The sequence below is a fragment of the Clostridium sp. D5 genome (assembly GCF_000190355.1).
GTDB lineage: Bacteria > Bacillota > Clostridia > Lachnospirales > Lachnospiraceae > Faecalicatena > Faecalicatena fissicatena_A.
The window spans coordinates 120,606-146,926 of the sequence record NZ_GL870819.1 but is presented as its reverse complement, the minus strand read 5'-3'; the positions used below and the strand labels follow the sequence as shown (position 1 = coordinate 146,926).

The following is a 26,321-nucleotide window of genomic DNA, read 5'->3' as shown; positions in this document are numbered from 1 at the left end:
CACAATTGATTATAATAACAAAAGTATCATAAGTAAATATATGATCACACTGCTTCCCGCAAATACACCCAGCGCAAATTTCCAGAACACGCCTCTGTCAACCGGCAGATTCCCTGCCACCTTTCCTGTTTGTCCGTTCACTGCATAGCTGTATGTTTTGTCTTTATATTTTACATTGAATGTCCATACCGGAAGCAGGGCATACTGCACTCGTCCGTTCTTGCAGTCAATCCTGGAACTTTTCTGTATTATAGTTTGATACTCGTTTTTATTGACCGACTGATTTATGGTATCTTCAAATGAGCTTTTTATCCTTTCCTCTGCCCGTCGCCGGCATTTTTCCTTGGGCACGTCATACTTAAACGCTTCATAGCCTGACAGATAACCTTCTTCAAACTTCTCCGCCATTTCCATCCCAAAAGGCTCAATGGCTTCCATATAGGTATCATCCAGCTCAACAGAACCATCTACAGGAACGTATTCGAAAAACATATCCCCTTCTCTGGTAACAAGGTATAAATCGCTTTGGGTATATTCATAATAATCATCCCGCCATTTTTTTATTTTTTCCGCATCATAGATAACAGCCCCCTTTGCCCGACAGCTGAACATCCAGAACGGAGCATAGACTCCTGTTATTTCCTTTATATTATGCTCAGACCAGAAGCCCCTCGGCAAAAGCTTCTTTCCTTTACAGTACTCCTTAAACACCTCTTTTACCGCATCCTGATCCAGCTGAAACGGAATAATCAAATCCGGATGGAATTCTCCCGACACCTGTCCCGGAAGGATTACCGGACTGTCACAATAGGGACACTTTGTAGCTGCGGTAGTCTGATCCGCATCCACATCTCCTCCACAGGAAGGGCAGGTGTAAACTTTCCTTCCGTCTTTTTCTCTTGCCTTCCATTCCCCTTGGCTTCCCCGGGAGTCTTCTTCCCAATCGAATGTATCCTTCTGCTCTTCTACTGACTCTACGATCTCCGCATATTGCCGGATTGTGTCCATATCAATCTCATTCCCACAAGATGGACAGCGAAGCTTCTGGATTTCACTGCTGAACACAAGATTCCCCCCACAGCAAGGGCACTTATAGCCTTTTGTACTCATATTCCATACTCCTCTTCTCTCTGGTCTCATTTAGGTAAAAATATACTTTATAATCTGCGTTTATTATATCATAAATTTTAAACTTTTGTTTGCTAAAAGCATACAAGTGAAACAGACTTTATGCACTTTTCCGAAAGCAACATAACAATCCTTGTTTCATTCGTTCAAAAAAACAGGGCAATCATCCTTAATAATGGATTTCAGCCCTGTTGATATACCTTGTGTATTTTTATTTAATAATGCGCTTAAGCCTGCACCGTTGTATGACCACGATCCTATACAGTGTTCCCAAAGCGGCGATCCCCACCAGCGCTGCTCCTGCTCCCATAACCTGCCTCCAGCTGTTATACATCTGCTGTTCCGGCCAGAATTGCTGAAAAGTTGCCAACATCCTGACTGCCTCCGTTTTTGTTTTCCAAAGGTTGCTGTAAAATTCAAAATCCGACCAGTATGTGGGCAGATAGTCTCTTCCCAGGCCGGAGAAGGCAATTCCAAGAATTATAATTAGCAGCGCCACGATCCAGCCTGCCCCGGACAAGCTCCGTGACAGAACAGCCGGTTTCGTAGTTTTTCCGGCCACTACCGATGCAGCAGTACAAAGTAAAGCGCACAGCATTGCCAGGTTAACTGCAAATACAATCTTTGCAGTAGCCGAGTAGAACTGTCCGTCTATTACTTCTCCGTGAGAACCTCCCATGTATACTTCCAGTATGCTGACAATACTCTGCACAGACTTGTTATCCGATTTTCTCCGGACAGTAACACCATCAAATGTACTCCCCTTTTCTGCAGGTATAATACAGACTGCATCTTCTCCCGACAATATTCCGGTTATACGGTATGTCTTTCCCCCTGTTTTGACTTCATTTCCGGTTGCATCTTTGACCCCAAACAGGGCGATGGCAGTCTTTTCGTCCAGCAGGCAGACTCCTGTTTCGCTGCTCAGAAAATATCTGCCGGACCGCAGTGTCTTTCCAAACACTGCCTCCGGCTGGCCTTTCATACTGTAACAGTCTGCCTTTTCTTTTCTGCCGGTCTGCTCTGCGGATATCTCCTCCCGGCCGTTGTCCTTCCACACTGCGGCTGACGCAAGTTTTTTTGCTTCCTCACTGTCTACCAGCTGGTCAAAGGAATCTTCTAAGATCTGCCCCTCCCCATATCGCACGGACAGATAACCCGAATGGTTCCCGGACGCCTGCGTGCGGCTCAGCAGCCATAGGTCTGCCAGAATCAGCACCCCAGCAAGTAATAGATAAAATGTCAGTTTGCGTTTTCCATTATCCGTACCTGGTCACCTTCTTCCACATATTTTTCCGATGAAACAATGATCTGGTCTCCTCTGGTCAGCTCAGCGATTACTGCAGCACTCTCGCTGTCTTTTTCTAATACGCTTACCGGAACTCTTTTAGCACTCTGGATGGTCCCCAGCATACCGGAGCTTTCGGCGAGAATCAGACAGTAGGTCCCATCAGTGCCTTCTCGCAGTGCACTCAGTGGAATTTTCTGCTCGTATTCTTCCTCTGATTCCACCTCTGCCTTCCAGGTAAAAGCCTTGTTATAAACACCCTCGACTCTTTCGGGAAGGGGTGCGTACCAGAATGCCCCCGCCTCGTCTGACGCATCGCCGCCGGATTGCCCTGCGCTCTGTCCCTGTCCGTCCTCTTTACCCTGTCCGCTGTCTGCATTTTCAAGAGACTCTATTTTTAAGGTACGTTTTTCGGAAGACGGCAGCGTAATCTCTACTTCCTTCCCTGCCGATATTTCCTCTTTGTCTTCCCCCCTGACACTTCCCCGGAGACGCCATCCACCGCTTCCCAGTACCAAAATCTCTGAACCGGTTGTAACAGCGCCCTCTTTTCCCCCTGATTGAAGCACCACGCAGTCCTGTTCTGCACAGATTTTTCCTCCTGCGGCCTGATACTCCTTAAGCTTTTTCAGCTCACTCTCCGCCTGCTCTGTCTGAACATCCAGATCCTTCACCCCCAGCTCGGCGGCCTCCCGGGCATTAGCATCATTGGCCTCCTGGGCCGCATCTTCCTGGCATGCCAGGTTATAGGCATTTTGGGCGTCTTCTACAGCCTGATTCGCTGACTGTACTTCTGCCTGTGCACTCTGCAGTGCCTGGTAAAGCTCCTGCTTCTGCGCCTGAATCCCCGCGTTCTCTTCCTCCTCAGGCTGTCCGGCGGATACCGCCTCATCATATGCAGCCTGCGCCTCTGCTGCCTTTTGTTCCGCTTCTGCCAGCCTGTTCTGTGCGGACTCAAGCGTCAGGGCCGCCCCCGCAGCCGAAGACACTCTTTCGTTCCCGCGTGCAGAAACCTGCTGCTGATCCCGCTGCAGTCGAAGCCGCTCCACTTCAGCCTGCTTCTTGTCAATGGCTTTCTGGAGATATTCCGCTCTGAACTGTACCAGACATTCTCCCGCTTTCACCGTACTGCCTTCTTTGGCAACACTCTCAATCTGCTGCTCCGGCCAGAGAAAAAGCTTTGTTTCCTGCGCTGGAACGATCTGCCCTTTCCCTTCATACGTATAGGAAAGACGTCCTTTTTTTATTCCTCCCACCTGCACCTGTGCTACCAGCAAAGATGCCGCCGCTCTGGAAACCACTGTGCATAGCGCCATCACGGCCAGAAATACTGCCAGAATCCGTATGGCCCGTTTCTTATTCTTATCCATCTATGATCTACTCCTTAATTCCTGATGCAACAATTCCCTGTTCCAGATAATCCTGTCCGAAAAAGAACAAAAGAAGCGCCGGCGCCAGCATAATAATCGATGCTGCAAATGCAAGGGCTGCCTTTGATGCGGTAATCTGCGGCAAATACAGCGAAAGCGGCCAGTACACCTTTGTCTTCAGGTAAGTCATCGGCTGCTCAATTGCATTCCAGCTCTCCAGAAATCCCAGAATCAGTATGGCAAAGATTCCGGCTTTCCCAAGGGGCAGGCCGACATGAAAAAAGATTCTCAGACTTCCCGCGCCATCCACCTTGGCGGCCTCAATCATTTCACCTGGAATTGCCGAAAAGCTCTTCCTTAATATGAATACCGGCAATGTGGAAAACATCCCCGGCAGAATTACTGCCGCCGGTGTATCCATCAGATGAACCGCACTCAGTACCAGATATCCTGAAACCATAGTCACCTGAAACGGGAGAATCATCAAAAGCATATAAAAGAACCAAAGCACACCTTTTCCCGGGAACCGGAATCTGGCGAATGCCCAGGCCGCCGGAACTGCCGCAAGCAGCTGGCCTGCCAATATCCCCCCTGTCTGCATACAGGAATTCCAGAATGCCGTAAAAAACTCCGGCGAATCGAGAAGAAGCCGTACATATGCCCGCAGCGTTGGATAAGCCGGGATCAGCCGGAATCCGGACATTCCCTCCAGACCGGAAAGAACCGGTCCGCACAGTTCCCTTAATTCCTGTACTCCCATGAAGGAATAGGAAACCAGCAGGAACAGCGGGAGTATGATTACCGCCAGTCCAAGAACCAGACACGCCCTGACTGCCGCCTGGCCCAGGCCGGCTGTTTTATGCCTGCCCAAGCTTTCTCTCCCGCTTTTCCCTGTGATTTTTCCATAATTCCTCACCGCCCAGGACACCTCCTATTCCCAGTACAAGCAGTACCGCCGCTGCCGTCATTTTCTGGATATCCAGATTTGTAAACCAGTTGTTAAACAGATGCTGCAGCATGTAAATACTGTCATGGGGATAATCACCCGCTATCAGATATGCTTCTCTGAACACACGGAACGCATTGATGAAGGACAAAAGCGCCGTCACAAATACCGTCTCCTTCATCTGAGGCATCGTGATATACCGAAAACAGTTCCACCGGCCCGCGCCCTGCACCTGAGCGGCTTCATACTGTTCCCGCGGTATAGCGCTTAAACCTGCCAGCCACAGCACCATGTCATACCCCAGGTTCTTCCATATATAGCAGGCTGTCAGCACCCAGAATGCCTGTTTTGTTGCCAGCCAGTCCTGCCCTCCGTCTCCGAATTTCTGAAGCAGGAGATTGAGCCAGCCATGCCTGTCAAATATCATCTGAAAGCAGACGGCTACAGACGCCACCGGCATTGCCATGGGAAGCAGCACACCTGTCTTCATCGCCTTCTGAAACCCGCTGGTGTTCTGCAGTATTAATGCAGTCCCAAGAGATAAGAAAAGAAGCAGCGGGATACAGATCAGCATGAACTTCGCCGTATTTCCCGCTGCCCTTCCAAAAGCCTCATTCTGAAGCACCTCCTGATAATTCATAAGCCCCACAAAGCCATGGCCGGATGCCTGCAGAAACGACCTCCGGATAACATCCAGAAACGGTATGAAGACAAACCCTCCTACTCCCAAAAGACTTGGGAGCAGAAACAGGTATGCCGTTCTTATTTCTTTTTTTCTATTCTGCGAGATAGGTATCCACCTTCTGCGCGATTGTCTCCGCCGCTTTTGTGGCATCAATACTTCCCTCCAGATATTTGTCCGTTGTTTCCTGGTAAATATTCCATACGACCCGATCCTGATTTACCGGCTTTGTCAGTGAGTGGCTGATTTCCATTAATTGCTCTACTTCCTCCACCGTCGGATATGTGGCTGATATCTCCACAACCTCGTCTCCGATCATCGTACTGGACATCATGGAAAATGCTTTCGCATATTCGCTGTCCGCCTCTGCAGCCATACTCTCTAATGCGCTTTCCATTACCGGGAATCCATCATCAAGCTGTGCTGACTGTATTTCTTCTGAAAATAGATATTTAACAAATTCTTCTGCAAGTTCTTTTTCCTCACTGCTCTCGTTAATTCCCACAACACCGACCGGATCATACATATTCTGAATTGCAGACGGCTTTACATTCAGCTCCCGCATCATAGCATAGGGGAGCATCATATTCTGCACACTGGATATCTCATCCGTGGACACTGCGTTTGGATATTTCATGATGCCTGCACTCACAATATTGTTAAACGACCCCTGAACATATTCATAGGAAGTGTTGTATGCCTCTCCCTGGAACTCCTCGGCCCGGGCATTCTCACTGATTTTCGCCTCCAGTTCCAGAAGCTGCGCCAGCTTATCCTGATCGATCTTTCCGTCCAAACCCACAATTTCCTCCTGGTACAGCTGGAACAGGAAATTGCTGATATAATCATAGTCTGCAACTCCAAATACGGTTGCTTCCGGGTTGGCATCCATATATGCCTGCAGCGTATCAATGGATTCCAGTGCCGTCTTAACCTCGTCGTCCCCATAGAGAATCGGTATTTTAAATTTCACCGGCATCCCGTAGATTTTCTCATCCTTCTGAGCAGTATTCTTCAGAATCGCTTCCAGATAGGTATTCTCCCCCATCAGTTCATTTGCCAGGTCTGTGAGGTCTTCCAGCATACCCTTTTCGATATAGGAATCAACTGGCAGGCCGTCCAACAGCAGTACATCTGCTCCGTTTCCGCCAAGAAGCTCCGTATTCAGTGTACGAATATCATCTGTGCTCACCTCGCCCGCTGATTTACCGGAAGTATTAAATTCCACTTTCACGTCGGTATGTTTTTTCTGGAAACTAATAATTGCCTGGCGTACGGTGTCATTCTCTGACAGTCCAAAAACTTTCAGTGTTTTTTCCGGAACAGAAGGTATGCTGGAATCAAAGGAATAATATTCCAGACTTTTTGTTCCCGCTTTATCCTGGCTGTACAATACATAGAAGTCTTCATCATTTCCCGTGATCACAGAAATCGGGCTGTTTACAGGTGACCCCATGGCTCCCATGCTTCCTTCCATCAGAATTTCACTGATATCGTTTCCAGTCTGTTTTCTGCTGATCCCGTCCTCTGAAATGGAATACCAGTTGGTGCCGTCGCTGCAAAGCTGTCCCTGCACTCCATCATCCTGCTGCAGTGTCCCTTTCTTCGCCATACTGCTGCTCTGATATAAGGTGTAGACTCCTTCCTCTGTGTTCACAGCCACAATTCCGTCACTGCCCTTTGCCATCATCTTCTGTGCGTTGCTGAAAGCCTGAACTGTCTCAATTTCGTTGAGCATTTCCAGTGTATCCGGTGAAAGAACCACAACTTTTTGCTGATACATATCCTGCAGCCAGTAATTTCCTGAATCGTCAACCAACAGATCCGCTATCGCTGGGGTACCGTACTCCGTCTCCTGTTTGAGATAGGCTGCATCCAGTGCTTCACCGGCGCCCCCCTCTTTTCCGCGGGCCAGCTGAAACTGCTGGGTCTCCATATTTGCACTCAAAACTACCTGTGTGCCGTCTGCCGCCTCTTCCATATCAACCAGATACGGAGGATTGTCCTGGTATAACTCTGCGATCCATTTAACCGGGGATTCCTCCCATTTTCCATCTTTATATTCATATCTGTTTACTACCGCACCACTGCCCGCAAACAGAAGAGGATTCCCGTCTTTGGATTTGGAAAGGCTGATCACACTCTCCCCGTCCTTTAAAGGCAGTTCGATATCCTTCTCGATGTAGCGTCCTTTTCCTGAGTTATTATTCTTTGTATTCCCTTTGCTGCATCCTGCCAGCAGACCGGCTGTCAGAGCCAGTGCCAACATAAATACAAGTGTCCGTTTTATTCTGTTTTTCACAGCTGTACCTTCCTTTCAATGGCGATACAGTTAATCATACAGACAAAATCTCAAAAAATCTTGAAAGCCTGGAATAATTTCTTAAAGATTTTTTTGAGATTTATCTGTTATACTATATTTAATACATTGGAATGTTTTAAAAAGAGGCAACAGTACACGCAAGCCTGAACTGTTACGAAAAGAGGTATCATTATGCATATATTAATCGTGGAAGATGATAAAGAACTTTGCCTTGCCCTGCAGTTACAGCTCAAGGCAAGAAATCACACTTCAGACTGCTGTTATAAAGGAAGTGAAGCTTTATATTATGCGATGAGTAATTCTTATGACCTGATTCTGCTGGACCGGATGCTTCCGGAGATCGACGGGCTTTCTATCCTGCGCTCCATCCGGCAGAACCACATAAACGTGCCCGTGATCCTGACCACTGCGCTGGATACGGTGAATGACAGGATCGACGGACTGGACTGCGGCGCAGATGATTATCTGGTCAAGCCCTATGCAATTGAAGAGCTGATGGCGCGTATCCGCGCACTCTCCCGCCGTCCCGGCGTACTTTTGGAGCATCAGGATCTGACCTTTTTAGACCTGTGTTTCACACCGGACAGCCGCACCCTCAAATGCAAAGACAAAGAAGTGCAGTTATCTGGACGTGAGGCACTGCTAATGGAATATTTTCTCCGTAACCCGGAGAAGGTCCTTGCGCGGGAACAGATTTTTGTGCGTGTATGGGGCACAGATGCCTCAGTAGAGGACGGCAACCTGGATACTTATATATATTTCCTAAGAAAACACCTGAAAACGCTGCACAGCCAGAGTGTCATCACCACCGTACACGGCCTTGGCTACCGCCTGGAGGCGCCTCATGTTTCATAAATTCAAACAAAACCTTATCTTTTTATATACTCTGAGCACAGGGCTGATTCTGACACTAATCGTTGTTATGGCATTCCTGTTTTCAGCAGTCTCACAGAGCAACCGCCGGGAGTCCGCATTTCAAAGCAACTTGTTTACATTGACCTCCAAACTGCAGACCGATTCCCGGTTTACAGACGCCTACCTGGCACAGATGGAGCTGGAAAACGGACTGATTATCTATATAGAAGAGAACGGGCATCAGCTCTTCTTCCCGGGCGCATGGGAGCCGGAGGGAGGCAGGGATATACTGCTGGAGCGCGCTGCAGCCGGGGCTGAAAAAGAAGGGATCTACGAAGATTCCCATCCCATGTCCTCCAATCTGCTGAAAAGTTCTGTCTTACGTATCACCGGAGATCATCATGATACATGGCTTGGAAATGTACTGATCACACGCTCAGACTCAGGCTATAAAAAAATGATCCTTTTATCAGATGAGACGCAGCACCGCAGAGACCTTCTGAAAACAGGCCTGCTTTACCTGCTCCTGGATCTGATTGGTATCTTCCTGCTGTACCTGACCGGCCGCCGTTTTGTCCGCCGTTCCACACAGCCTCTGGAAGAAACTTACCAAAAACAGAGAGACTTCGTCTCCGCGGCCTCTCACGAGCTCCGGTCTCCCCTTGCTGTCATCCAGGCAAATGCGGCCGCAGTCAAAGATGCCCCCGATGAAAGCCCCCGGCTTCTGGGTGTTATCCAAAGTGAATGCGAACGCGGGAGTACGCTCATTAAAAACCTGCTGCTTCTTGCATCTGCAGACAGCAAAAATCTGATTCTGCAGACGCAAAGCCTGGAGATAGATGAACTGCTTCTGCACGTGCTGGAACTGTACGAACCGGTATTCCACTCAAAAAATGCCAGACTTTTGCTGGAGCTTCCCGCAGAGACGCTGCCACAAGTTCATGCCGACCCGCAGCTCTGCCTGCAGATATTTACCATACTCCTGGAAAACGCGGCCGCCTATGGCCTGGAGAATAGCAGAAACCGTAAGATTCTGCTGAAAGCGGACTGCCGGGGAAACTCCGTATACATCTCTGTGACGGACTATGGCAGGGGAATCCCTGATGAGAAAAAGAAACAGATATTTGACCGTTTTTACCGGGGTGACAAATCCCGCAGCCACAAAGAACACTTCGGGCTGGGCCTTTCGATTGCGTCGGAACTGGCAAAGGCGCAGGGACTCGAACTGGACGTAAAAGATACTCCGGGGGGAGGGAGTACATTCGTTGTCAGGTTTCATATTATACAGGGCTGATGGGATGGGGGATTGTATATACCAGCGGCCACACACCAGCCCACACCTATATCTCCCCCATCTTCTTTAATATCAATTGATAAAATTCTTCCTCTCCCCCTGTCTTTTCCAAAGTCTCAAGTATGGCTCCATCTTTCAGCAGTATGATTCTCCCACAGTACCCCGCCATCTGCGGATCATGGGTTACCATTACCACGGTTTTCCCATACACTTTATTGATCCTGGTCAGAGCATCGATCACAATTTTACCCGATTTGGAATCCAGATTACCCGTTGGCTCATCGGCCAGAACCAGTTCCGGGTCATTGATCAGTGCACGGCAGAGCGCCACCCTCTGCTTCTCGCCTCCAGAAAGTTCATATGGCTCTTTTGCCAGCAAATGATCGATTTGGAACTGTTCAGCAAGCTCCAGTGCCCTTTTCTCCATGACTACCGGCTGCTCTTTACTGAGAATCATAGGAAGCATGATGTTTTCTTTCACGGAAAGGCTGTCCATGAGATAAAAGTCCTGGAATACGAAGCCAATCTGCTTTCTTCGGATATCCGCCAGTTCATCCGGGTTCAGATTATCCCTGTCTTTCCCTTCGAATAGGAGGGTTCCGTCCGTCTGTTTGTCTATCAGCCCGAGTACTCTCAGAAGTGTTGTCTTTCCGCATCCGGATTTACCCATGATGCCAACAAACTCCCCTTCCCTGACCTCAAAATCCAGGCCTTTCAGAACCCTGATTTCGTCCTTTTCCTCCATTGATGCAGACTTCTGATAATTTTTGACTAAATTATTTACTTCCAGTACTTTTATTTCTCCCATTCTGCCTGCCTCCAAATCTTTCTATTTAGCATACCGCAATCCCCAGATACCGGCATAAACAGTCAAACAATCAGACCTGTGTGTGCAAATACAGGTACCTCACTCGTTTTATACAGCCCTTCCGCTCCTGCATCCATGCGCTAATAATAACTAACATTATACTACACATCCCCTAATAAGGGGAAGAATCTTTCCTAACGGCCGGATGAGTGTAGATGTCTGGAATCGCGGCCCGCCCTCACCCTTCTCGTGATATTATAATCTCCTTTTCTATGCGCTTTTTATCTTTCTGAAGAAAGAATCCCGTTTCTTCTCTCAGTGCTGCCGCAGTGGACATTGCGCTCGCTTCTCTCAGAATTTCTTCCATATTCCGCTTTCCTGTTTTTACCCAGTTTTCGAATCCCAGCGCAAATCCAGCAATCATAGAGTCTCCGCAGCCCACGGAGTTGACAGCCTCTATTTTAGGAACTCTGGCACGGTAAACGCCTTCGCTGCATACGGCAACGGCCCCGCCGGCTCCTAAAGAGACGATGACTGTCTCAACTCCACCTTTTTGAATATCGGCGGCGGCCTCCAGAAGTTCTTTTTCTGACATACATTCCTTTCCTGTCAGAGAACGGATTTCATCTATGTTCGGTTTTATCATATCCGGTTTTGCGCTGATTCCTTTTTGAAGCAGCCTTCCGCTTGTATCCAGAATCACTTTTTTCCCGGCTGCTTTTGCAATCTGTATCAGTTCCGGGTAGGTGTTCTCGTCCAGACCGGAAGGAACGCTCCCTGACAGTGCTACTACGTCTGCCTCTGATACAAGGCTTCTGTATTTTTCCAGAAAGCCCGCGTACTCTTCCCTGCTAACCGTAAAACCTGGTTCCAGGAATTCTGTCTGCTCGCAGGTGTCTTTGTCCCATATGTTAATACATGTGCGGCTTTCTTTTTCAAGTCGGTAGAATTCGTTCCGAATCCCCAGGGATTTCAGGCCTTCCATGATATAGTCCCCGGCATGGCCCCCTGCAAGACCTGTGGCGGCCACCTCTGCTCCTGCAATGACTGCCGGTTTGGATACATTGAGCCCTTTTCCGCCCGGAGTGGGCGTACAGGTAAGCACTCTGTTTACTTCTCCGTTCTTTGCCCCGGCTACTACATACCGTTTATCGATTGCCGCATTCATTGTTACTGTCAAAATCATCTTCGTGCCTCCTTAAGCCCGCTCTGCAGCTCTGCCCGGGCCTGTCAGCCAGGACATATGCCGCAGTCTTTCGCCTGTCATAGAATTCTCCGTTCCTATGCCTCACAGTCAATTAGAATCTTCCCTTTTACTTTTCCAGGAACCTTGTACATTTCAAATGCATCTGCAATTTTGGCAAGCGGTATTTTTTCAAATATAAGGGAATCATCAAAACGCAGTGCACCATTTCGGAAGGATTCTGCCGTCAGGGTCCATTCATCCCCCGGGAACGGCGCGCTGTATGACATCCAGGAACCTGTCAGTGTAAATTCCTTCCGGTTCATATTTTCCCATTCCTGTACCTGGAATCCCAGCTCTCTGACAGGAGTCCCTATGTAACATATTTCTGCATGATTCGCCGCAAGCTCAAAAGCCATCTTCATCGTTGCCGTATTTCCTGCAGTCTCATATATATAATCAAATCCCCGGCCTCCGGTTACTGCCATGGCCTTTTCCTTAAAATCCGGGTCTAATGTATTAATTACCTCGGTGGCTCCCAGCCGTCTGGCCAGTTCCAGACGCTCCGGCACAATATCAAAAACAACCGCTTTCGCTGCACCAAATGCCTTTGCCCACTGCATTGTAAAGAGCCCGATCGTCCCTCCCCCGAGAATGGCTGTTGTCTTTCCTCCCCGGTAGTTCAGTCTTCTGACACCGTGAAGTGCAACCGTAGCAGGTTCGAAAAATGCCCCCTGTTCAAAGGTCACCTCATCACCAAATCTGACCGCATTTTTTTCGGGTACTGCAACGTATTCGGCGAAACTTCCAAATTCTCTGGATCCAATGAAACTGTAATTTTTGCACAGAGAGTAGTCCCCTCGCTGGCAGTCACTGCATCTCATACAGGGAACCAGCGGCACTCCGGCAACGCGGTCCCCGGCCTTCAGGCTTTCTACACCCTCGCCGGTCTGCTCCACGGTTCCCGAGAATTCATGTCCGAGAACATTCGGAAAATAATGACATGCATCCCCGTTTACTCTTGGGATATCCGAGCCGCATATTCCGGTATATTTTACCCGAATAAGAACCTCGCCCTCCTTGGGAACGGGTTTGCTGATGTCTTCATAACGAATATCATTTTTTGCATGGACAACTCCAGCTTTCATTCTGCTAAACCTCCTCAATACCTTTTTGTACAATCATTCCTTTTCCTGCGCTTTTGCATACCGCTATCTTATGTTTGACAAGGGCTGTAACGGCTTTCATACCTGCAATTCCAAGCTCTTTCGGATCAAACACTTCGGGCTTCTCAGCCAGAAGTTCTTTTACCGCTTCTGTGTACGCCACCCGCAGTTCTGTCGCAAAGTTTACCTTACAGATTCCTCTCTCCACACACGCTTCTACCTCCGCATCGCTTAATCCCGATGCACCGTGCAGCACAAGGGGAATTTCAACCCGGCTTCTGATCTCTGTTAGTCTGTCCTTGTCCAGTACAGGGGTGCCTTTGTAGAACCCGTGTGCAGTACCGATTGCTACTGCAAGGGAGTCAATTCCGGTTTCTCTGACATATTGCTCAGCCTCTGCAGGATCTGTATTTCCATCGCTCTCGGCTTCATGATCGTCTTCTTTTCCTCCGACTTTTCCCAGCTCTGCCTCTACCGGCACACTATATTCATGGGCTTTGGCCGTTACCTTTGCCGCCAGCTCAATGTTCTGCTCAAAGGGCAGCCCCGAACCGTCGATCATCACAGACCTGTACCCTGCCTCCAGACATTCCTCCACCAGTTCATAACTGCTTCCATGATCCAGGTGCAGACAAACCGGAACCGGAGTCCTGGCCGCTTCCGCACTGACAATGGACGCATAAACTGCCGCGCCGCCATAACGTATTGTGGACGGCGTTGTCTGCAGTATTACCGGCGACTCCATTTCACCCGCCGCCTGGATTACCGCCTTGACCATCTCCATATTTTCCACATTAAACGCGCCCACAGCATAGCCTCCCTGCCGGGCATCCTGCAGCATTTTCCTTGAATCAACTAATGGCATTTTCTTTCTCCTTTATACTGTTTGTTCACTTTTTTCCGTAAATAACTGAAGCAGAACCGCTGCAATGATAATACATCCCTTGATAATATCCTGGGGATAGGACGGCACTGCCATCAGGTTCATAATATTGCCGATCAGTGCAAGCACAAAAGCTCCCATCAACGTTTTGATTACCGTACCTTTTCCGCCTGCCAGATTCGCACCGCCGATGACGCAGGCCGTGATAGCATCCAGCTCCTGCCCATCCCCTACGGTTGGGCTTCCGGTAGAAGATCTTGCAGCTATAAAGATTCCTGCCAGCGCCGCCAGGCATCCTGAGATTGCGTAGACAGAAAGCAGATATCTTTTCACGCGGATACCGGCCAGTTCTACTGCCGTACTGTTGCTTCCCAGTGCAATTACAATTCTTCCGTAAGAAGTGTATTTCTGGATGAACCAGAATAAAAGAACGATCAAAGCTGCGCATAATATGATCGGATAACCGTATTCTTTCTTAACCAGAACATCCAGTGTTCCTTTTTCCAGTTTGACCGGAATACCGTCTGTCAGCATAAATGCAGCGCCTCTTGCCATTGTCATCATTGCCAGAGAGGCCACAAATCCCTGCATCTTTGTGTATGCCACAAAAAATCCTGTGATGCCTCCCAGGATACATCCCATCAGCATAGCCGCGATGATCCCAACAAACATATTCATTCCATGTTCCGCCATCATCGTAGCAGTGACACATGCCCCCAGCGCCATAATAGATCCGACGGAAAGATCAATTCCACCGGTCAGGATTACAAACAGCATGCCCACTGCAACACAGACAGGAGCCGCCTGTTGCAGGGCGATATTTCTGATATTCATAACGGTCAGAAAGTTACTGGATAATACACAACAGACTATAAATAAAATCAATAAGATGATATATGTATTATTCTGGATCAACAACCGCTTCAAATCTATCTTTTTCTTTTGAGCTTCCATCATTCTACCCCCATTGCGTATTTAATCAAATTCTGTTCTGCCAGCTCGTGCTGTTTCAGCTCTCCGGTGATCTCGCCCTGACGCATGATGATCACTCTGTCGCACATACCGATTACTTCGTTCATTTCCGAAGAGATCATAATCACTGCGACACCCTTTTCTGCAAGCTGATTAATAATACGATATATTTCTGTCTTTGCACCTACGTCAACGCCCCGGGTCGGCTCATCAAAAACGACGCATTTACAATCTGCCGCAATCCATTTTGCCAGTGCAATCTTCTGCTGGTTTCCACCACTTAAACTGTTCGCGTTATCCTCGGTGCTTCCATATTTTGTAGATATCTTTTTCAGAAGTTCCTGAACGTATTTCTTTTCTTTTGCATGATTGATCACACCAAATTTATTCGTAATCTTATTCAGGATTGTCAGTGTAGCATTCACCCTTATACTCTGTTCCAGCAGAAGACCCTGCTGCTTCCGGTCCTCCGGCAGAAGGCCGAAGCCATGCTGAATCGCTTCTTTCGGATCCTTAAAGTCAATGTGTTCTCCAAAGTAGATGATCTCGCCCTTTTCTTTCCTGTCTATCCCGAATATGGCCCGCATCGTCTCTGTCCTGCCCGAGCCTACAAGGCCTGAAAATCCCAGCACCTCACCCGCGCTTACCTGAAAGCTGACATTCTTTACCATACTGCCTGCACTTAAATTCTTTACCTCCAGCACTACATCCTTGATCCTGGCGCTGCGTTTTGGAAACATCTGTGTCATATCCCGTCCCACCATCATATTCACAAGCTTCTGCTTGTCGATCGTGTCCGTGGCAACGGTATCCACAAAGGTCCCGTCTTTCAGCACTGTAATATGCTGGCTCAGCCGGAATATTTCTTCCAGCCTGTGGGAGATATAGATGATGCTCGTTCCCTGCTCTTTCAGACGTTCAATGATCTGAAAAAGCTTTTCAATCTCAGCAAACGTAAGCACCGCCGTCGGTTCATCCAGAACCAGTATCTTCGCATTCCGCTTGAGACATTTACAGATCTCCACCACCTGTTGGTAAGCAACACTTAAGTTTCTCACTGGTGTCGTCGGCTTTATATCCCCAAATCCCAGTTTTACCAGCTCTTCCTCCGCATTCTTATTAAGCTGTTTCCAGTTAATCAACCGGCCCTGGCTGAGCCTGTCGATAAATATATTTTCTGCAACCGTCAGATCCGGAGCCAGCATAAATTCCTGATAAATAACCGCCACGCCCAAATCCTTTGCATCCTTGGGCACCTCAATCTTTACCTGCTCCCCATCTATCCTGATCTCTCCAGCATCCTTCTGATAGGCGCCTGATAAGATCTTCATCAGAGTCGATTTCCCGGCGCCGTTTTCTCCGATCAGAGCATGGACCTCGCCCTTTTTCACACACAGATCCACATCTGTCAGCGCCTTTACTCCGCCGAATGATTTCGAGATTCCCTTCATTTCCAGACGATATTCGTTTTCCACATTCCTACCTCCCATTTTCTCAAAGGGGTCTGACCCTTCTGCCAAGGGGGTCTGACCCCCTTGCAGAAGGGTCAGACCCCTTTGGCTAAACGATGCACTAGAATCCAAAGTCGTAATGTTCGTCTACATTGTCAATCGTAACTGCAACTGCTTCCGTCAGAATGACGTCGTCATAACTTGTCCAGTCTTTTCCGTCAATCAGAATTTCTTTTGCTACTTCCATTCCTTTTTCAGCTACTTTAAATGGAGAGTTCTCTCCTGTTCCGAAGTATTTTCCTTCTTTGATCAGATCGTATGCTTCTTTTGCACCGTCTGCCGCCGCTACCAGGTCCACACCTTCAATTCCGGCGTTCTCAAGAGCGTCCATAGCTCCAAACAACATCTGGTCATTCTCACCCAGTACACAGGTCAGGTCCTTGTTAGCCGTGATCAGGTCTTCTGCCGCAACAAGCCCTTCTTCCCTGGTTCCTGCGCCCCACCCCTGTCCGCGCAGTGTAAAGTTGGCTTCTTCGTTTCTTGCTTTTCCGGATGCCACCAGATCGTCTTCCATCTTCTGTGCCTTTTCCCATGCTTCTTCTTCCGTACAACCGGATCTGGCTTCTATAATTCCGCAGTACAGACCCAGACGTCTTTCGAGGCAGGCAATGTTTCCTTTCAATGCGCTCAGAAGAACTGCCACGATTTCCGTATCTTTTTCTACAAATTCACCATATGCCAGACCTACAAGCCGTCCATTCTGCTTATTGTCTGAGTAAATGGTAGTGCACTGGTTACACTCGCTTACACCGCTGTCCAGGTTGATGACCGGGATGTCGGCCTCTGCCGCTGCATCAATGCTCGGGACACAGGCATCCGGATCTACGCTGTCCAGAAAGATCAAATCTACGCCCTGGGTTATCAGCGTTTCCATGTTTTCCGCCTCTTTGGTGGAATCTCCGCCCGCATCCAGTACGGTGCAATCCCACCCCTCTGCTTTTGTCAGCTCTTTCACGGACTCGACCAGGCTTACGAAATACGGAGAATCCTGTGTCTTCATGCAGAAACCTACTTTTATATCAGACACCTTTGTATCAGCGCTTGTTTTCTTAGATTCTTCCGCTTCACTTTTGCTGTTTCCGCATCCTGCCAGAGAAGTCACTGCCATTGCAGCACAAACAGATACACTTACCAATACTTTAAAAAATCTTTTCCTCATCTTATTTCCCTCCACAATAAAATTAAAAATATAAGGTATTTAGTTGTCATACTGCCCGAGCTCTTTTGCCCACTCGGCAAACTTGATAATGTTTTCCATAGGCATGTCGTCCTGGAAGTTACTGGTGGGAGCCATGATGTAACCGCCCTCTTTTCCAAGGGATTCCAGACGTGTCTTCATCTCATCCTGCACTCGGTCACCCGAAAATATCAATGCCGTCTGTTCGTCAATACTTCCGTGGAAAATCAGCCTGTCCCCGAACTCTTCCTGCAGCCTGTATGTATCCATATCATCCGCGCTTGGCTGCACCGGATTCAGGATGTCCACCCCGGACTCGATCAGCCCGTCCAGCAGACGGTACACAGAACCACACGTATGATGAAATATCTTTACCTGAGGTGCTTTACTTTTAATAAAGTCATTCAGCTTTTTTCGTCTCGGAAGTATCATCTCCTCAAACAGTTCCGGCGACATGATCGGCCCTTTTTGTGTGCCGTAATCATCTGCGGTCTCTACGATCTGAAGATATTCCCCGCATTCGCTCAGCAGTACATCGTACAATCCCATCTGTATCTCCAGCGTTTTGTCCAGAAGCTTATTGGCAAATTCTTTGTCAACCAGCATGTCAACCAGCATATTCTCCATTCCCCGCAGCTCCCATGACAGTTCGAAGAATCCGTGGGAAACTGCTCTTGAAGCAATCGCATAATCCGTATCATAATACAGATGCCTGGCACGCTCTTTGAGGCCCCGCGTCCTGCCCGGCGCATACGGATCCGGCCAGGGATACGTGTCGATATCCTCAATCTCCGCATCGGCCAGCGGCGTGCTGCTCAGCTGTGTCATTCCCTGGAGCAGCTTTTTTTCCACGCCGAATTCATTTATAATCATGCCCTCCACGGCAAATGGATCATACCCGTCCGGGGGAAGCAGGAAAACATGCCGGAAATCACTTCCCAGTTTTTCGAGGACATCATCGTTATATAGCGCGGAGCTTTCATCCGGCCTCGCCACAATATCCTCACTCGTCACCCCCAGATACTCCTTCACTTTCCGGAAGGTATCGTTTGTAATTCCGGCGGCTGTTGACCCGATATCGACGGCCACCCGGTCTGGTTTTCTGTGTTCCAAAATACATTGAACTCGCTCTCTTGGTGTCATTTTTCCTTTCCTCTCTAAAAATTTATACATCCAAATCCGCCAGCATCTGAAACTGCTTTGTGGCTGTCGGATACAGAGTCTTATATACAGGATATAATTTTTCATAAACACGGGAGTTACTCTCATCCCGTTCGATCTTTTTTGCTGCAATTCTTTCTTTTACTTCTTTAAAAGAAGAAATCATACCCACACCATATGCCGCAGTATACATATTTCCTACGGCTGCTGCCTCCTCACATTCTGTCCTGTAAAGCGGAATTCCCAAAACATCGCTGAAAATACGCATCCACAGATCGCTTCGTGCAATTCCACCTGCAATTGCAATCTGACTGCAGACCGCCCCGGCCTCCTTTTCCAGCTCCAGGATCTCCCGGATCGCAAAGGCATTTCCTTCCATAAGCGCCCGGATAAAATGTCCCTGGGTGTGTTCCGGTGTAATCCCCAGATACATACCCCTGGTTGTGCTGTCCCACTGCGGACATCTCTGCCCTACCAGTGTCGGCAGAAACAGAAGCTTATCCGCCCCCGCAGGAACGGCGGCCGCCAGACTGTTCATCCGGTCGTAGACCTCTGCTTCAGAATATCCCTGCATGAACTGATCCCTGTACCATCTGAAGTTGCCTCCTCCAAAATCCACGCCTGCCATATTACACCAGGTTCCCGGAACAATATGATGATAAACATGTACAGAATCATTTCCCACAGGCCTGTCCGAACAGATTCCCAGTGCAGTAACCGTCCCCCCTGTAATATAGGAATCCCCGTTTTCTACAACACCGCATCCCAGAGCACATGCCACAGCATCCATGGATCCCGCTGTGACCGGTATACCTTCCGCCAGTCCCAGGCCGCATGCCGCTTCCCCTGTCAGCCTGCCCGCCGTCTCATAGCACTGCAGGATATCCGGCAGTTTCCCTCTGTCCAGTCCGCAGCCACGGATCAATTCATCCGACCATATCCCGTTTTTTGTGTCAAACATCTGAGTCAGTCCGCCCTCGGAAATATTGCAGGTAAACTGTCCCGTCAGCCGGTAAACCAGGTATCCGGCCGCATTTAGAATCACGTCTGCCTTTTTGTAAATATCCGGTTCATTTTTCTTCAGCCACATCAATTTAAGCGCCACATTGGACTCATCATTGTGGTTTCCATTGATTCTGGTGATCGTCTCCTGGCCGATGTTGTCATCCACCCATCGTTTTTCTTCAGAAGCTCTTCTGTCCGTCCATATCATCGAGGGGTATAAAACATTTCCCGCCCGATCCATGGGGATCATGGAACTGCTCTGGCTGTCTACACCGATCACTTCAATCTCACCAGCCCTGACAGATACGGATTCCATCACTCCTTTAACCGCATGGCAGATTCCTGTCCACCACTCATCCGGATCCTGTTCCACACCGCCATTCTTTTTAAAAAATGTCCGGTGTTCCTTTGAACATGTTTGAATAATACTGCCGCTGCTGTTGAACAAAATTACCTTGCAGCTCGAAGTTCCAATATCAATGCTCAATATGTACTTTTCTCTCATATAATTCAGCTCTCTTCATTTTGTTTGTTTTACTGTTCGTTTCTTGTTTGTATAATCATTAAATCATCATTTTCCTTGTTTGTCAAGTATATTTAAACATATTTTTCAATCATTTCGTTTTTATTTTGTGCATTTTTATATTATTTCAATTATAAAATGTTCGTTTTTCGTTGTTTCAAACATTTTGAGAATATTTTGCTTGTAATTTTTGTTTATTTCTATTATAATAACAACAAAGTTATTAGATAAACTCTATGGGTTTATATGAGCACTCCCGGAAATTGTTTGCTCCGGCTTTGTGGGGCATTGGCAGAGACGCTCAAAGACAGATTCAGCAATGTCTCAGGTAGTACTCCAAATAAGAATCGAGGATAGATGAGATGAAAGAGGACAGAAAAGAACTGATTATTGATTATATGCAAAAACATAATGAGACCGCCAGTGTAGCGGAACTCTGCGAATACTTCCAGGTATCGGACATGACAATCCGAAGAGATCTGCAGGCCTTGGAGAAGGCTCAAAAACTAATACGTCATCACGGGGGCGCAACATTGGTTCAGGCACCCACCTCTCAATACACTGCTGAATCGCTCCACACAAGACTTCTCACGAACCACTCCCTGAAGATGGATCTGGGCAGCTTTGGTGCAGAACTGCTGAGAGAAGCTATCGATTCAGGCACCTGCAACTCTGTTTTCCTGGCCTCCGGTTCTACCCTGTACTGCATGGCATCACTGATCCGTTTTCCGCTGACCAACGCTACGGTTGTAACGGATAATGTAAATGTCTCCCAGGCCCTGGCCAGCAACCCAAGCTATACCGTCATCATGATCGGAGGACAGCTGATATTCCCGTCCCTCAATGCGGTCGGGCATCTGGCAGAGAAGATGATCCGAAGTTTCACTTACGACTATGCTTTTATAGGAGCCGCCGCTATAGATGAAAACGGATATGTTTATACCTATAATTTAATAGAGGCTGGTACATTTCATGCAATCGTGGAATCTGCCAAACATGTCGTTGTAATGGCAGATTCCAGTAAGATATGCCAGAAAACTTTTGTACAGTTGTTTCAGTTGAAGGAAGGGTTTACATTGATCACAAATCCTGATATACCAGAGACATTCCGCAGTACACTGCAGTCTAATGGGGTGCGGATTGTTACAGAACATGCAGTTTAGGAACTGAGAAGGGGACGCATTCTATGTGAAAAGGTCTAGTTCCCATCGTTTAGAGTGTGAATATTAGCTGTTGAATCTGGGTTCTTAGTTCTTGAAAATTCGGATTGCCCAGCAGGTCTTCTCTTTGATCCATAGAAAAGGGAACTTCGATCTCCTCCCGGATCCGGCCGGGACGACGCTCCAGGATGACTACGCGGTGGGAGATCCTGATCGCTTCTTCTACGTCGTGGGTTACGAACAGGATGGTCTGGCGCCTCTTTTCCCAGAGGTGCAGGAGCAGAGACTGCATCTGACTGCGTAGCTGGGCATCCAGGGCTGCGAATGGCTCGTCCATCAGCAGGAGACCCGGATGGAGTACAAACGCCCGGGCCAGAGCAACCCTTTGCTGCATTCCACCGGACAGTTCGTGGGGGTAGTTGTCCTCAAAGCCCTCCAGTCCTACCAGACGCAGCATCTCACCGGCTTCATTCCGCCTGTTTGCAGCAGGTACCCTGCGGCGTTTCAGGCCGAATTCCACATTATCCCGGGCGGTCAGCCACTCGAAGAGGGCCGGAGTCTGAAATACGACGCACCGCTGGGCAGAAGGTTCCGTGATCAGCTCTTTGTCCAGCAGAACATTTCCCGATACCGGCGCGTCAAATCCGGCTATGATGTTCAGCAGTGAACTTTTTCCGCTGCCGCTGGGTCCCAGCAGAGAGACGATCTCCCCCTGACGTATTTGCAGGGAAATGTTATCCAATGCCTCAGTGCAGGTTCCGTTCTCATTCTGAAATTTCTGACAGATCCGGTCTATGACCAGCCCTCGGTCATCCATTACTTTTTCCTCCTTTTCGCATCTGCGGGCAGACTGCACGGCAAACCGTCATCAACAGCACATCCGTCAGCTTTCCCGCGCAGGCGATAACAATCATAGTCGCCAGAACGATATCCACATGCCCCAGCATTCGTCCATCCGTCATAACTGCACCAAGGCCTTCGGTTACGCCTGTGACTTCGCCCAGTACAAGGTAGGCCCATGCAACTCCCAGCCCCAGACGCAGTCCAACTGCCACGTCGGGAAATGCCGCAGGCAGAATGACCGTGCGAAAGAGGGCAAACCCCTTCGCGCCCAACATCCGCCCGGCACGTAAGGTCACCTCAGGCACCTGGGATGTTCCGTGGACAGTATTGATGTAGATGGGAAAAAAAGAAGCCAGCGCAATCAAAAACAAGGTATTGCCCTCCCCAATACCGAACCACACAATCGCAACCGGCAGCCAGCCGATACCAGGAACGGTGCGTACAAGGTGGATCAGCGGATCCACCAGCCGCCGCGCAATTGGGATCCCGCCGCTTAAAAAGCCCAGGATCAGTCCGCAGACGGCGGCCAGCCCAAATCCGCTGGCTACCCGCTTCAGACTGTGAATCAGATGCCCCCAGAGGGTTCCCGAATAAGGTGTGATCTCAAACTGGCCGGTGGCAAAATCCACCAGCACATACAGCAGCTTTTGAGGTGAAGGAAGCTTATACTCAGGCATTCCGCCCCATGTAGTGGCCGCAAACCAGAAGATCAGAATCAGAGCCGGAAGGATTAGTCCTACGGGATCGAGTCCTCTGCGGTGTCCACGTTTCATTTCAGATCCTCTTTTGCCTGCTCGAGGAAACTCAGGTCAAACATGGCATCAATATCCGGAACAGAATCAATCATTCCCAGCTCCAGCATCTGCTGAGCCAGATTCTTTGTGTTTTGAATATACTGCTCGTCGATATCCCAGCACAGCTCGATATTCTCAGCTGATACCTCCAGCAGAGCCTTATCTGTACCAAAGGAAGCCGCCTTATCCAGCCACATATCAGCATCGCTGTTCATCATCTCAGTGGCCTTGATATGGGCATTGACCAGGTTCTGAACCAGACCTGGATTCTTTTTGATGGTATCCTCTGTAACGATCATTCCGGCGTTGATGGTTCCGATACTGTCGTCAAAGTAGGGATAGCTCAGGATACGGCCGTAACCGTCCTGTACCGCCTGTGACGGATAAGGTTCCCCGCTCAGGAATGCATCAATAGTGCCGTCTGAAAGTGCCTGTCCCATGTCAAAAAAGTCGATCCGCACCAGGGTGACGTCCTTGTCCGGATCCAGCCCCGCCCGCTTCAGCACATCAAGCAGCAGAACATGGTGCATCGTACCAGGAACATAGGCAATCGTTTTTCCTTTCAGATCTGCTTCAGTCTGTATGTCGGAATCAGCCCCAACCACCAGGGCAGAGCACTTGTTACACAGGCTCACCACCACCTTGACCGGTTCCCCCTTGGATGCCGCGGTGATAGCCGTTGGAATGGTAGTGCCTGTCATGTCCAGGCTGCCTGCCAGGAGCGCCGTCTTCTGGTCTCCTGGATTAGTGAACGGTTTTACCTCAATGGCTGCACCATCCCCCAGAGCCTCCTCATAAAAATATGGGGTCAGAGTCTGAGCTGTCTTCCAGGTGCCCACAACGGCCTTGACCGGTTCCTTCGATGGTTCTGCTGTCTGTTCTTTAATCTGTTCCTTTGGCTGTGCTTTAGTTTGACTGCACCCCGTGCACAGCCCGCCCAAAAGCACTCCTATCAGAACCAATGAAATAACTTTTTTACCGATTTTCATTTTTCTCGTTCCTCTCCTTCACATCTTTTGTCTGTTTACGCCGTCTGATGGACCGTATATCCCGCTGCCTCAAACAGTTCCCCGGCACGTACAGTATCAAACTGGTTCCATTTTCCTCCGGAGCAGCAGCAGGTATCCCGTGGAATGGCCCCCGTCTCCACAACGGTCACATTTGCCCCGAACTCCATGGCCAGCTGGGTGCCCGGATGAATACAGATATCGGGTACACAGGACCCGCAGGCCAGCCGGGTCACTGCGATAATCTGAGCCATACGCTCATCGCTGACCTGAGGATGTACGCCCAAAGGAGTTCCCGGCACGGGAATCCGTGCCATAGCACCCGAGACAATAGCTTTGCAGTCTGCAGCCAAAAGACAGATGTCTGCTATCTCCTCATTCGTATGCTCCACCCCAATAGGTTCCACAAGAAAGACCAGCTTCAGGGGTGATGCCTGAACCGCCCGCAGTGTGTCAATGCGGGTCTGGGGTTCGAAACGGGTTGCACGCCCTTCTCCCAAACGCAGTGAATGATAAATAAAGTCAACCCCGCATTCCGCCAGCCAATTAGCCGTCTCCAGCCCAAATTCACCGATATTAAGTCCGATTTCATAGGGCCCCGGCACCTGTGTGCGTATATGCCGGATCATCTCGCCCAATTGATCCTGAGAATAAAATTCCGTAGTACGCAGAACAATCCACCTTACGCCATTATCGGCGTATTCCCGCACCTGACGGACGGTTTCCTCCGCATCATACTCCCGACGCTCCCCAACAATTGCCCACTTCTCTCCCAGAGAACAAAATTCACAATTCATAGAACAGGGAGCAAAATCTACCCCAATCGCTCCCCAAAGATAGGCCCGTCCTCCTGACAGCTCCATAGCTGCCCGGTGCCCCGCCCGGCCCAAAGCTTCCCATGCCCCGCTTCCCGGCTCAATACTGAGGAGCTGCACAATCTGCGCCCTACTCAAAAGTTCCCCGCTGTGAATCCGTTTTTCCGCATACTCTATCAATTCCAAATCCAACATTTTCTAATAACCACCTTCCTATTTATAAGCCCATGCAGGACCATGCCCACCTTTTCGGCACTATCCATAAACATTATCAGTAACTGCTTCTATCGCAATTCCTGTAAATAGCATAAGACAGCATAGAAATTGTTTCTTGTAATTTCTCAAGGATATTTTGTATTTTATACGGAACAAAGAGATTAATCTCCCGAGAATAAAGTTTGTTTATTAAGTCCCGATTATCTCTGCAGTGCCGAATCAAATGCAATCTTAGATGGTGAAAAGTTCATTTTCCTTATATATTTTAAAGACTCAGCCGCCCCATATTCCCGTTCCATTCCGCTGTCCTCCCACTCAACAGACAGAGGCCCTTCATACCCCATTGCATTCAGCTCCCGGATAATACCGTCAAAATCCACATCTCCATGTCCCACCGATACAAAGTTCCACCCTCTGCGCAGATCTCCAAACGGCAGGCATGACCCCAGTATCCCATTTCTCCCATTCAAATTTATCTTAACATCTTTAATGTGGACATGATAAATCCGATCCCGAAAGTCATGTAAAAATTGTTTCTCGTCAATCCCCTGCCAGACCAGATGACTCGGATCAAAATTGATGCCCAGTGTTTTTCTGTACTCAAAACGTTTTAACAATTCTTCAGTTGAGTAATAATCAAAAGCAATCTCCGCCGGATGTACTTCCAGCGCAAACTTGACTTCATACTGATCAAACACATCAAAAATGGGCGTCCACAGATCGTAAATTTTCTGATATCCCTCTTCAATCATCTGTTCCGTTGTCTGCGGATAGGAATACCAGTACGGCCACAGAGGAGATCCCGTAAAGCCTGTTACAACAGTTACCCCCATCCGTGCTGCCGCTTCTGCCGTACGCTTCATCTCCTCTATTGCCCATTCCCTGATTTTTTCCGGATTGCCTTTATAATGATCCGGTACAAAATTGTCCAGACGGGGCTCCCATTCATCGCCAATGCATTGTCCCGTCAAATGCGCAGATATAGCAAAACATTTCAGATGATGTTCTTCCAGAACCTCTTTTAGACAGGGAATGTAAGAGGGATCAGCAAGTGCCTGACTCACATCAAAATGTGCATGTGTAGCAAGTTCAATCCCCTCATACCCTATATTTTCACAAAATTCTGCTAATTCTCTTATAGTTAGATCTCCAAATTGGCCTGATGCGATTGTTATCGGTCGACTCATATCATATTTCCTCCATTACTTCAA

Annotated in this window: 23 protein-coding genes; 3 read left to right on the top strand and 20 right to left on the bottom strand. The window is 48.6% G+C overall.

All coding sequences use genetic code 11. The features are described 5' to 3' along the window. Window positions 1-9 precede the first annotated feature (9 nt). The 6 genes from HMPREF0240_RS19980 to HMPREF0240_RS19955 form a co-directional block, all read right to left on the bottom strand. Window positions 10-1,110, bottom strand: coding sequence for a hypothetical protein (locus HMPREF0240_RS19980; RefSeq protein ID WP_009005218.1), 1,101 nt, complete (start codon window positions 1,108-1,110; stop codon window positions 10-12). 229 nt (window positions 1,111-1,339) lie between these two features. Continuing rightward, on the bottom strand, window positions 1,340-2,275 hold the full coding sequence (locus HMPREF0240_RS19975) for an ABC transporter permease (RefSeq protein ID WP_207636769.1): 936 nt from the start codon (window positions 2,273-2,275) through the stop codon (window positions 1,340-1,342). A gap of 95 nt (window positions 2,276-2,370) precedes the next feature. Further along, window positions 2,371-3,786: a hypothetical protein gene (locus tag HMPREF0240_RS19970; RefSeq protein ID WP_009005216.1), complete on the bottom strand. Its 1,416-nt coding sequence runs from the start codon at window positions 3,784-3,786 to the stop codon at window positions 2,371-2,373. 7 nt (window positions 3,787-3,793) lie between these two features. Next, complete coding sequence (locus HMPREF0240_RS19965) at window positions 3,794-4,657, bottom strand: carbohydrate ABC transporter permease (protein ID WP_009005215.1); 864 nt, start codon at window positions 4,655-4,657, stop codon at window positions 3,794-3,796. Beyond that, the gene (locus tag HMPREF0240_RS19960) at window positions 4,644-5,567 is read right to left on the bottom strand and encodes a sugar ABC transporter permease (RefSeq protein WP_009005214.1); all 924 of its coding nucleotides are present in this window, start codon (window positions 5,565-5,567) and stop codon (window positions 4,644-4,646) included. Before HMPREF0240_RS19960 ends, HMPREF0240_RS19965 begins: the two co-directional genes overlap by 14 nt. Continuing rightward, window positions 5,509-7,716, bottom strand: a complete 2,208-nt coding sequence (locus tag HMPREF0240_RS19955) for an ABC transporter substrate-binding protein (protein WP_009005213.1) — start codon at window positions 7,714-7,716, stop codon at window positions 5,509-5,511. Before HMPREF0240_RS19955 ends, HMPREF0240_RS19960 begins: the two co-directional genes overlap by 59 nt. A 192-nt stretch (window positions 7,717-7,908) precedes the next feature. Between HMPREF0240_RS19955 and HMPREF0240_RS19950 the strand changes: the two genes are divergently transcribed. Next, entirely contained in the window at window positions 7,909-8,592 is a 684-nt protein-coding gene (locus HMPREF0240_RS19950; protein ID WP_009005212.1) for a response regulator transcription factor, read from the top strand. Further along, window positions 8,582-9,886 carry a HAMP domain-containing sensor histidine kinase gene (locus tag HMPREF0240_RS19945; RefSeq protein WP_035314317.1) on the top strand — a complete coding sequence of 435 codons (1,305 nt, stop codon included), beginning with the start codon at window positions 8,582-8,584 and terminating at the stop codon, window positions 9,884-9,886. The genes HMPREF0240_RS19950 and HMPREF0240_RS19945 overlap by 11 nt, the downstream gene beginning before the upstream one ends. Before the next feature lie 46 nt (window positions 9,887-9,932). Here the strand turns inward: HMPREF0240_RS19945 and HMPREF0240_RS19940 are convergent, their stop codons facing one another. The 9 genes from HMPREF0240_RS19940 to HMPREF0240_RS19900 all read right to left on the bottom strand — a co-directional run bounded on the left by HMPREF0240_RS19940 (window position 9,933) and on the right by HMPREF0240_RS19900 (window position 20,257). Next, window positions 9,933-10,694, bottom strand: a complete 762-nt coding sequence (locus HMPREF0240_RS19940) for an ABC transporter ATP-binding protein (protein WP_009005210.1) — start codon at window positions 10,692-10,694, stop codon at window positions 9,933-9,935. A 238-nt stretch (window positions 10,695-10,932) separates the two neighbouring features. Continuing rightward, a complete protein-coding gene (locus HMPREF0240_RS19935) occupies window positions 10,933-11,880 on the bottom strand; it encodes a 1-phosphofructokinase family hexose kinase (protein ID WP_009005209.1) in 948 nt (315 codons plus the stop codon). 95 nt (window positions 11,881-11,975) lie between these two features. Further along, on the bottom strand, window positions 11,976-13,025 hold the full coding sequence (locus tag HMPREF0240_RS19930; protein WP_009005208.1) for a galactitol-1-phosphate 5-dehydrogenase: 1,050 nt from the start codon (window positions 13,023-13,025) through the stop codon (window positions 11,976-11,978). Window positions 13,026-13,029: 4 nt separating this feature from the next. Further along, complete coding sequence (locus tag HMPREF0240_RS19925; RefSeq protein ID WP_009005207.1) at window positions 13,030-13,908, bottom strand: class II fructose-bisphosphate aldolase; 879 nt, start codon at window positions 13,906-13,908, stop codon at window positions 13,030-13,032. A gap of 12 nt (window positions 13,909-13,920) precedes the next feature. Next, window positions 13,921-14,883, bottom strand: coding sequence for an ABC transporter permease (locus HMPREF0240_RS19920; protein ID WP_009005206.1), 963 nt, complete (start codon window positions 14,881-14,883; stop codon window positions 13,921-13,923). Continuing rightward, window positions 14,880-16,373 carry a sugar ABC transporter ATP-binding protein gene (locus HMPREF0240_RS19915; RefSeq protein WP_035314352.1) on the bottom strand — a complete coding sequence of 498 codons (1,494 nt, stop codon included), beginning with the start codon at window positions 16,371-16,373 and terminating at the stop codon, window positions 14,880-14,882. Before HMPREF0240_RS19915 ends, HMPREF0240_RS19920 begins: the two co-directional genes overlap by 4 nt. Window positions 16,374-16,470: 97 nt before the next feature. After that, entirely contained in the window at window positions 16,471-17,568 is a 1,098-nt protein-coding gene (locus HMPREF0240_RS19910) for a substrate-binding domain-containing protein (protein WP_035314312.1), read from the bottom strand. 39 nt (window positions 17,569-17,607) lie between these two features. Continuing rightward, on the bottom strand, window positions 17,608-18,729 hold the full coding sequence (locus HMPREF0240_RS19905) for a uroporphyrinogen decarboxylase family protein (protein WP_009005203.1): 1,122 nt from the start codon (window positions 18,727-18,729) through the stop codon (window positions 17,608-17,610). A 22-nt stretch (window positions 18,730-18,751) separates the two neighbouring features. Further along, the gene (locus tag HMPREF0240_RS19900) at window positions 18,752-20,257 is read right to left on the bottom strand and encodes an FGGY family carbohydrate kinase (RefSeq protein WP_035314309.1); all 1,506 of its coding nucleotides are present in this window, start codon (window positions 20,255-20,257) and stop codon (window positions 18,752-18,754) included. Window positions 20,258-20,637: 380 nt separating this feature from the next. On the opposite strand from HMPREF0240_RS19900, the gene HMPREF0240_RS19895 reads away from it, so the two are divergent. Further along, complete coding sequence (locus tag HMPREF0240_RS19895) at window positions 20,638-21,438, top strand: DeoR/GlpR family DNA-binding transcription regulator (protein ID WP_009005201.1); 801 nt, start codon at window positions 20,638-20,640, stop codon at window positions 21,436-21,438. 49 nt (window positions 21,439-21,487) lie between these two features. Here HMPREF0240_RS19895 and HMPREF0240_RS19890 read toward each other — a convergent pair whose 3' ends face one another. The 5 genes from HMPREF0240_RS19890 to HMPREF0240_RS19870 form a co-directional block, all read right to left on the bottom strand. Continuing rightward, a complete protein-coding gene (locus HMPREF0240_RS19890; RefSeq protein ID WP_035314307.1) occupies window positions 21,488-22,252 on the bottom strand; it encodes an ABC transporter ATP-binding protein in 765 nt (254 codons plus the stop codon). Continuing rightward, window positions 22,245-23,051 (bottom strand): ABC transporter permease, encoded by an 807-nt coding sequence (locus tag HMPREF0240_RS19885; RefSeq protein WP_009005199.1) that lies wholly within the window; start codon window positions 23,049-23,051, stop codon window positions 22,245-22,247. The genes HMPREF0240_RS19890 and HMPREF0240_RS19885 overlap by 8 nt, the downstream gene beginning before the upstream one ends. Further along, window positions 23,048-24,061 (bottom strand): NrtA/SsuA/CpmA family ABC transporter substrate-binding protein, encoded by a 1,014-nt coding sequence (locus HMPREF0240_RS19880; RefSeq protein WP_083806409.1) that lies wholly within the window; start codon window positions 24,059-24,061, stop codon window positions 23,048-23,050. Before HMPREF0240_RS19880 ends, HMPREF0240_RS19885 begins: the two co-directional genes overlap by 4 nt. A 35-nt stretch (window positions 24,062-24,096) precedes the next feature. After that, a complete protein-coding gene (locus tag HMPREF0240_RS19875; protein ID WP_035314305.1) occupies window positions 24,097-25,089 on the bottom strand; it encodes a radical SAM protein in 993 nt (330 codons plus the stop codon). 221 nt (window positions 25,090-25,310) lie between these two features. After that, window positions 25,311-26,297: a sugar phosphate isomerase/epimerase gene (locus HMPREF0240_RS19870; RefSeq protein WP_009005196.1), complete on the bottom strand. Its 987-nt coding sequence runs from the start codon at window positions 26,295-26,297 to the stop codon at window positions 25,311-25,313. Window positions 26,298-26,321 lie beyond the last annotated feature (24 nt).

Coding starts and splice junctions, on each gene's coding strand:
- HMPREF0240_RS19940 (WP_009005210.1), bottom strand. CDS start 10,694: ATGGGAGAAATAAAAGTACTGGAAGTAAATAATTTAGTCAAAAATTAT.
- HMPREF0240_RS19885 (WP_009005199.1), bottom strand. CDS start 23,051: ATGAAACGTGGACACCGCAGAGGACTCGATCCCGTAGGACTAATCCTT.
- HMPREF0240_RS19980 (WP_009005218.1), bottom strand. CDS start 1,110: ATGAGTACAAAAGGCTATAAGTGCCCTTGCTGTGGGGGGAATCTTGTG.
- HMPREF0240_RS19880 (WP_083806409.1), bottom strand. CDS start 24,061: ATGAAAATCGGTAAAAAAGTTATTTCATTGGTTCTGATAGGAGTGCTT.
- HMPREF0240_RS19970 (WP_009005216.1), bottom strand. CDS start 3,786: ATGGATAAGAATAAGAAACGGGCCATACGGATTCTGGCAGTATTTCTG.
- HMPREF0240_RS19870 (WP_009005196.1), bottom strand. CDS start 26,297: ATGAGTCGACCGATAACAATCGCATCAGGCCAATTTGGAGATCTAACT.
- HMPREF0240_RS19925 (WP_009005207.1), bottom strand. CDS start 13,908: ATGCCATTAGTTGATTCAAGGAAAATGCTGCAGGATGCCCGGCAGGGA.
- HMPREF0240_RS19920 (WP_009005206.1), bottom strand. CDS start 14,883: ATGATGGAAGCTCAAAAGAAAAAGATAGATTTGAAGCGGTTGTTGATC.
- HMPREF0240_RS19960 (WP_009005214.1), bottom strand. CDS start 5,567: ATGCCACAAAAGCGGCGGAGACAATCGCGCAGAAGGTGGATACCTATC.
- HMPREF0240_RS19875 (WP_035314305.1), bottom strand. CDS start 25,089: ATGTTGGATTTGGAATTGATAGAGTATGCGGAAAAACGGATTCACAGC.
- HMPREF0240_RS19890 (WP_035314307.1), bottom strand. CDS start 22,252: ATGGATGACCGAGGGCTGGTCATAGACCGGATCTGTCAGAAATTTCAG.
- HMPREF0240_RS19900 (WP_035314309.1), bottom strand. CDS start 20,257: ATGAGAGAAAAGTACATATTGAGCATTGATATTGGAACTTCGAGCTGC.
- HMPREF0240_RS19895 (WP_009005201.1), top strand. CDS start 20,638: ATGAAAGAGGACAGAAAAGAACTGATTATTGATTATATGCAAAAACAT.
- HMPREF0240_RS19950 (WP_009005212.1), top strand. CDS start 7,909: ATGCATATATTAATCGTGGAAGATGATAAAGAACTTTGCCTTGCCCTG.
- HMPREF0240_RS19910 (WP_035314312.1), bottom strand. CDS start 17,568: ATGAGGAAAAGATTTTTTAAAGTATTGGTAAGTGTATCTGTTTGTGCT.
- HMPREF0240_RS19945 (WP_035314317.1), top strand. CDS start 8,582: ATGTTTCATAAATTCAAACAAAACCTTATCTTTTTATATACTCTGAGC.
- HMPREF0240_RS19935 (WP_009005209.1), bottom strand. CDS start 11,880: ATGATTTTGACAGTAACAATGAATGCGGCAATCGATAAACGGTATGTA.
- HMPREF0240_RS19905 (WP_009005203.1), bottom strand. CDS start 18,729: ATGACACCAAGAGAGCGAGTTCAATGTATTTTGGAACACAGAAAACCA.
- HMPREF0240_RS19930 (WP_009005208.1), bottom strand. CDS start 13,025: ATGAAAGCTGGAGTTGTCCATGCAAAAAATGATATTCGTTATGAAGAC.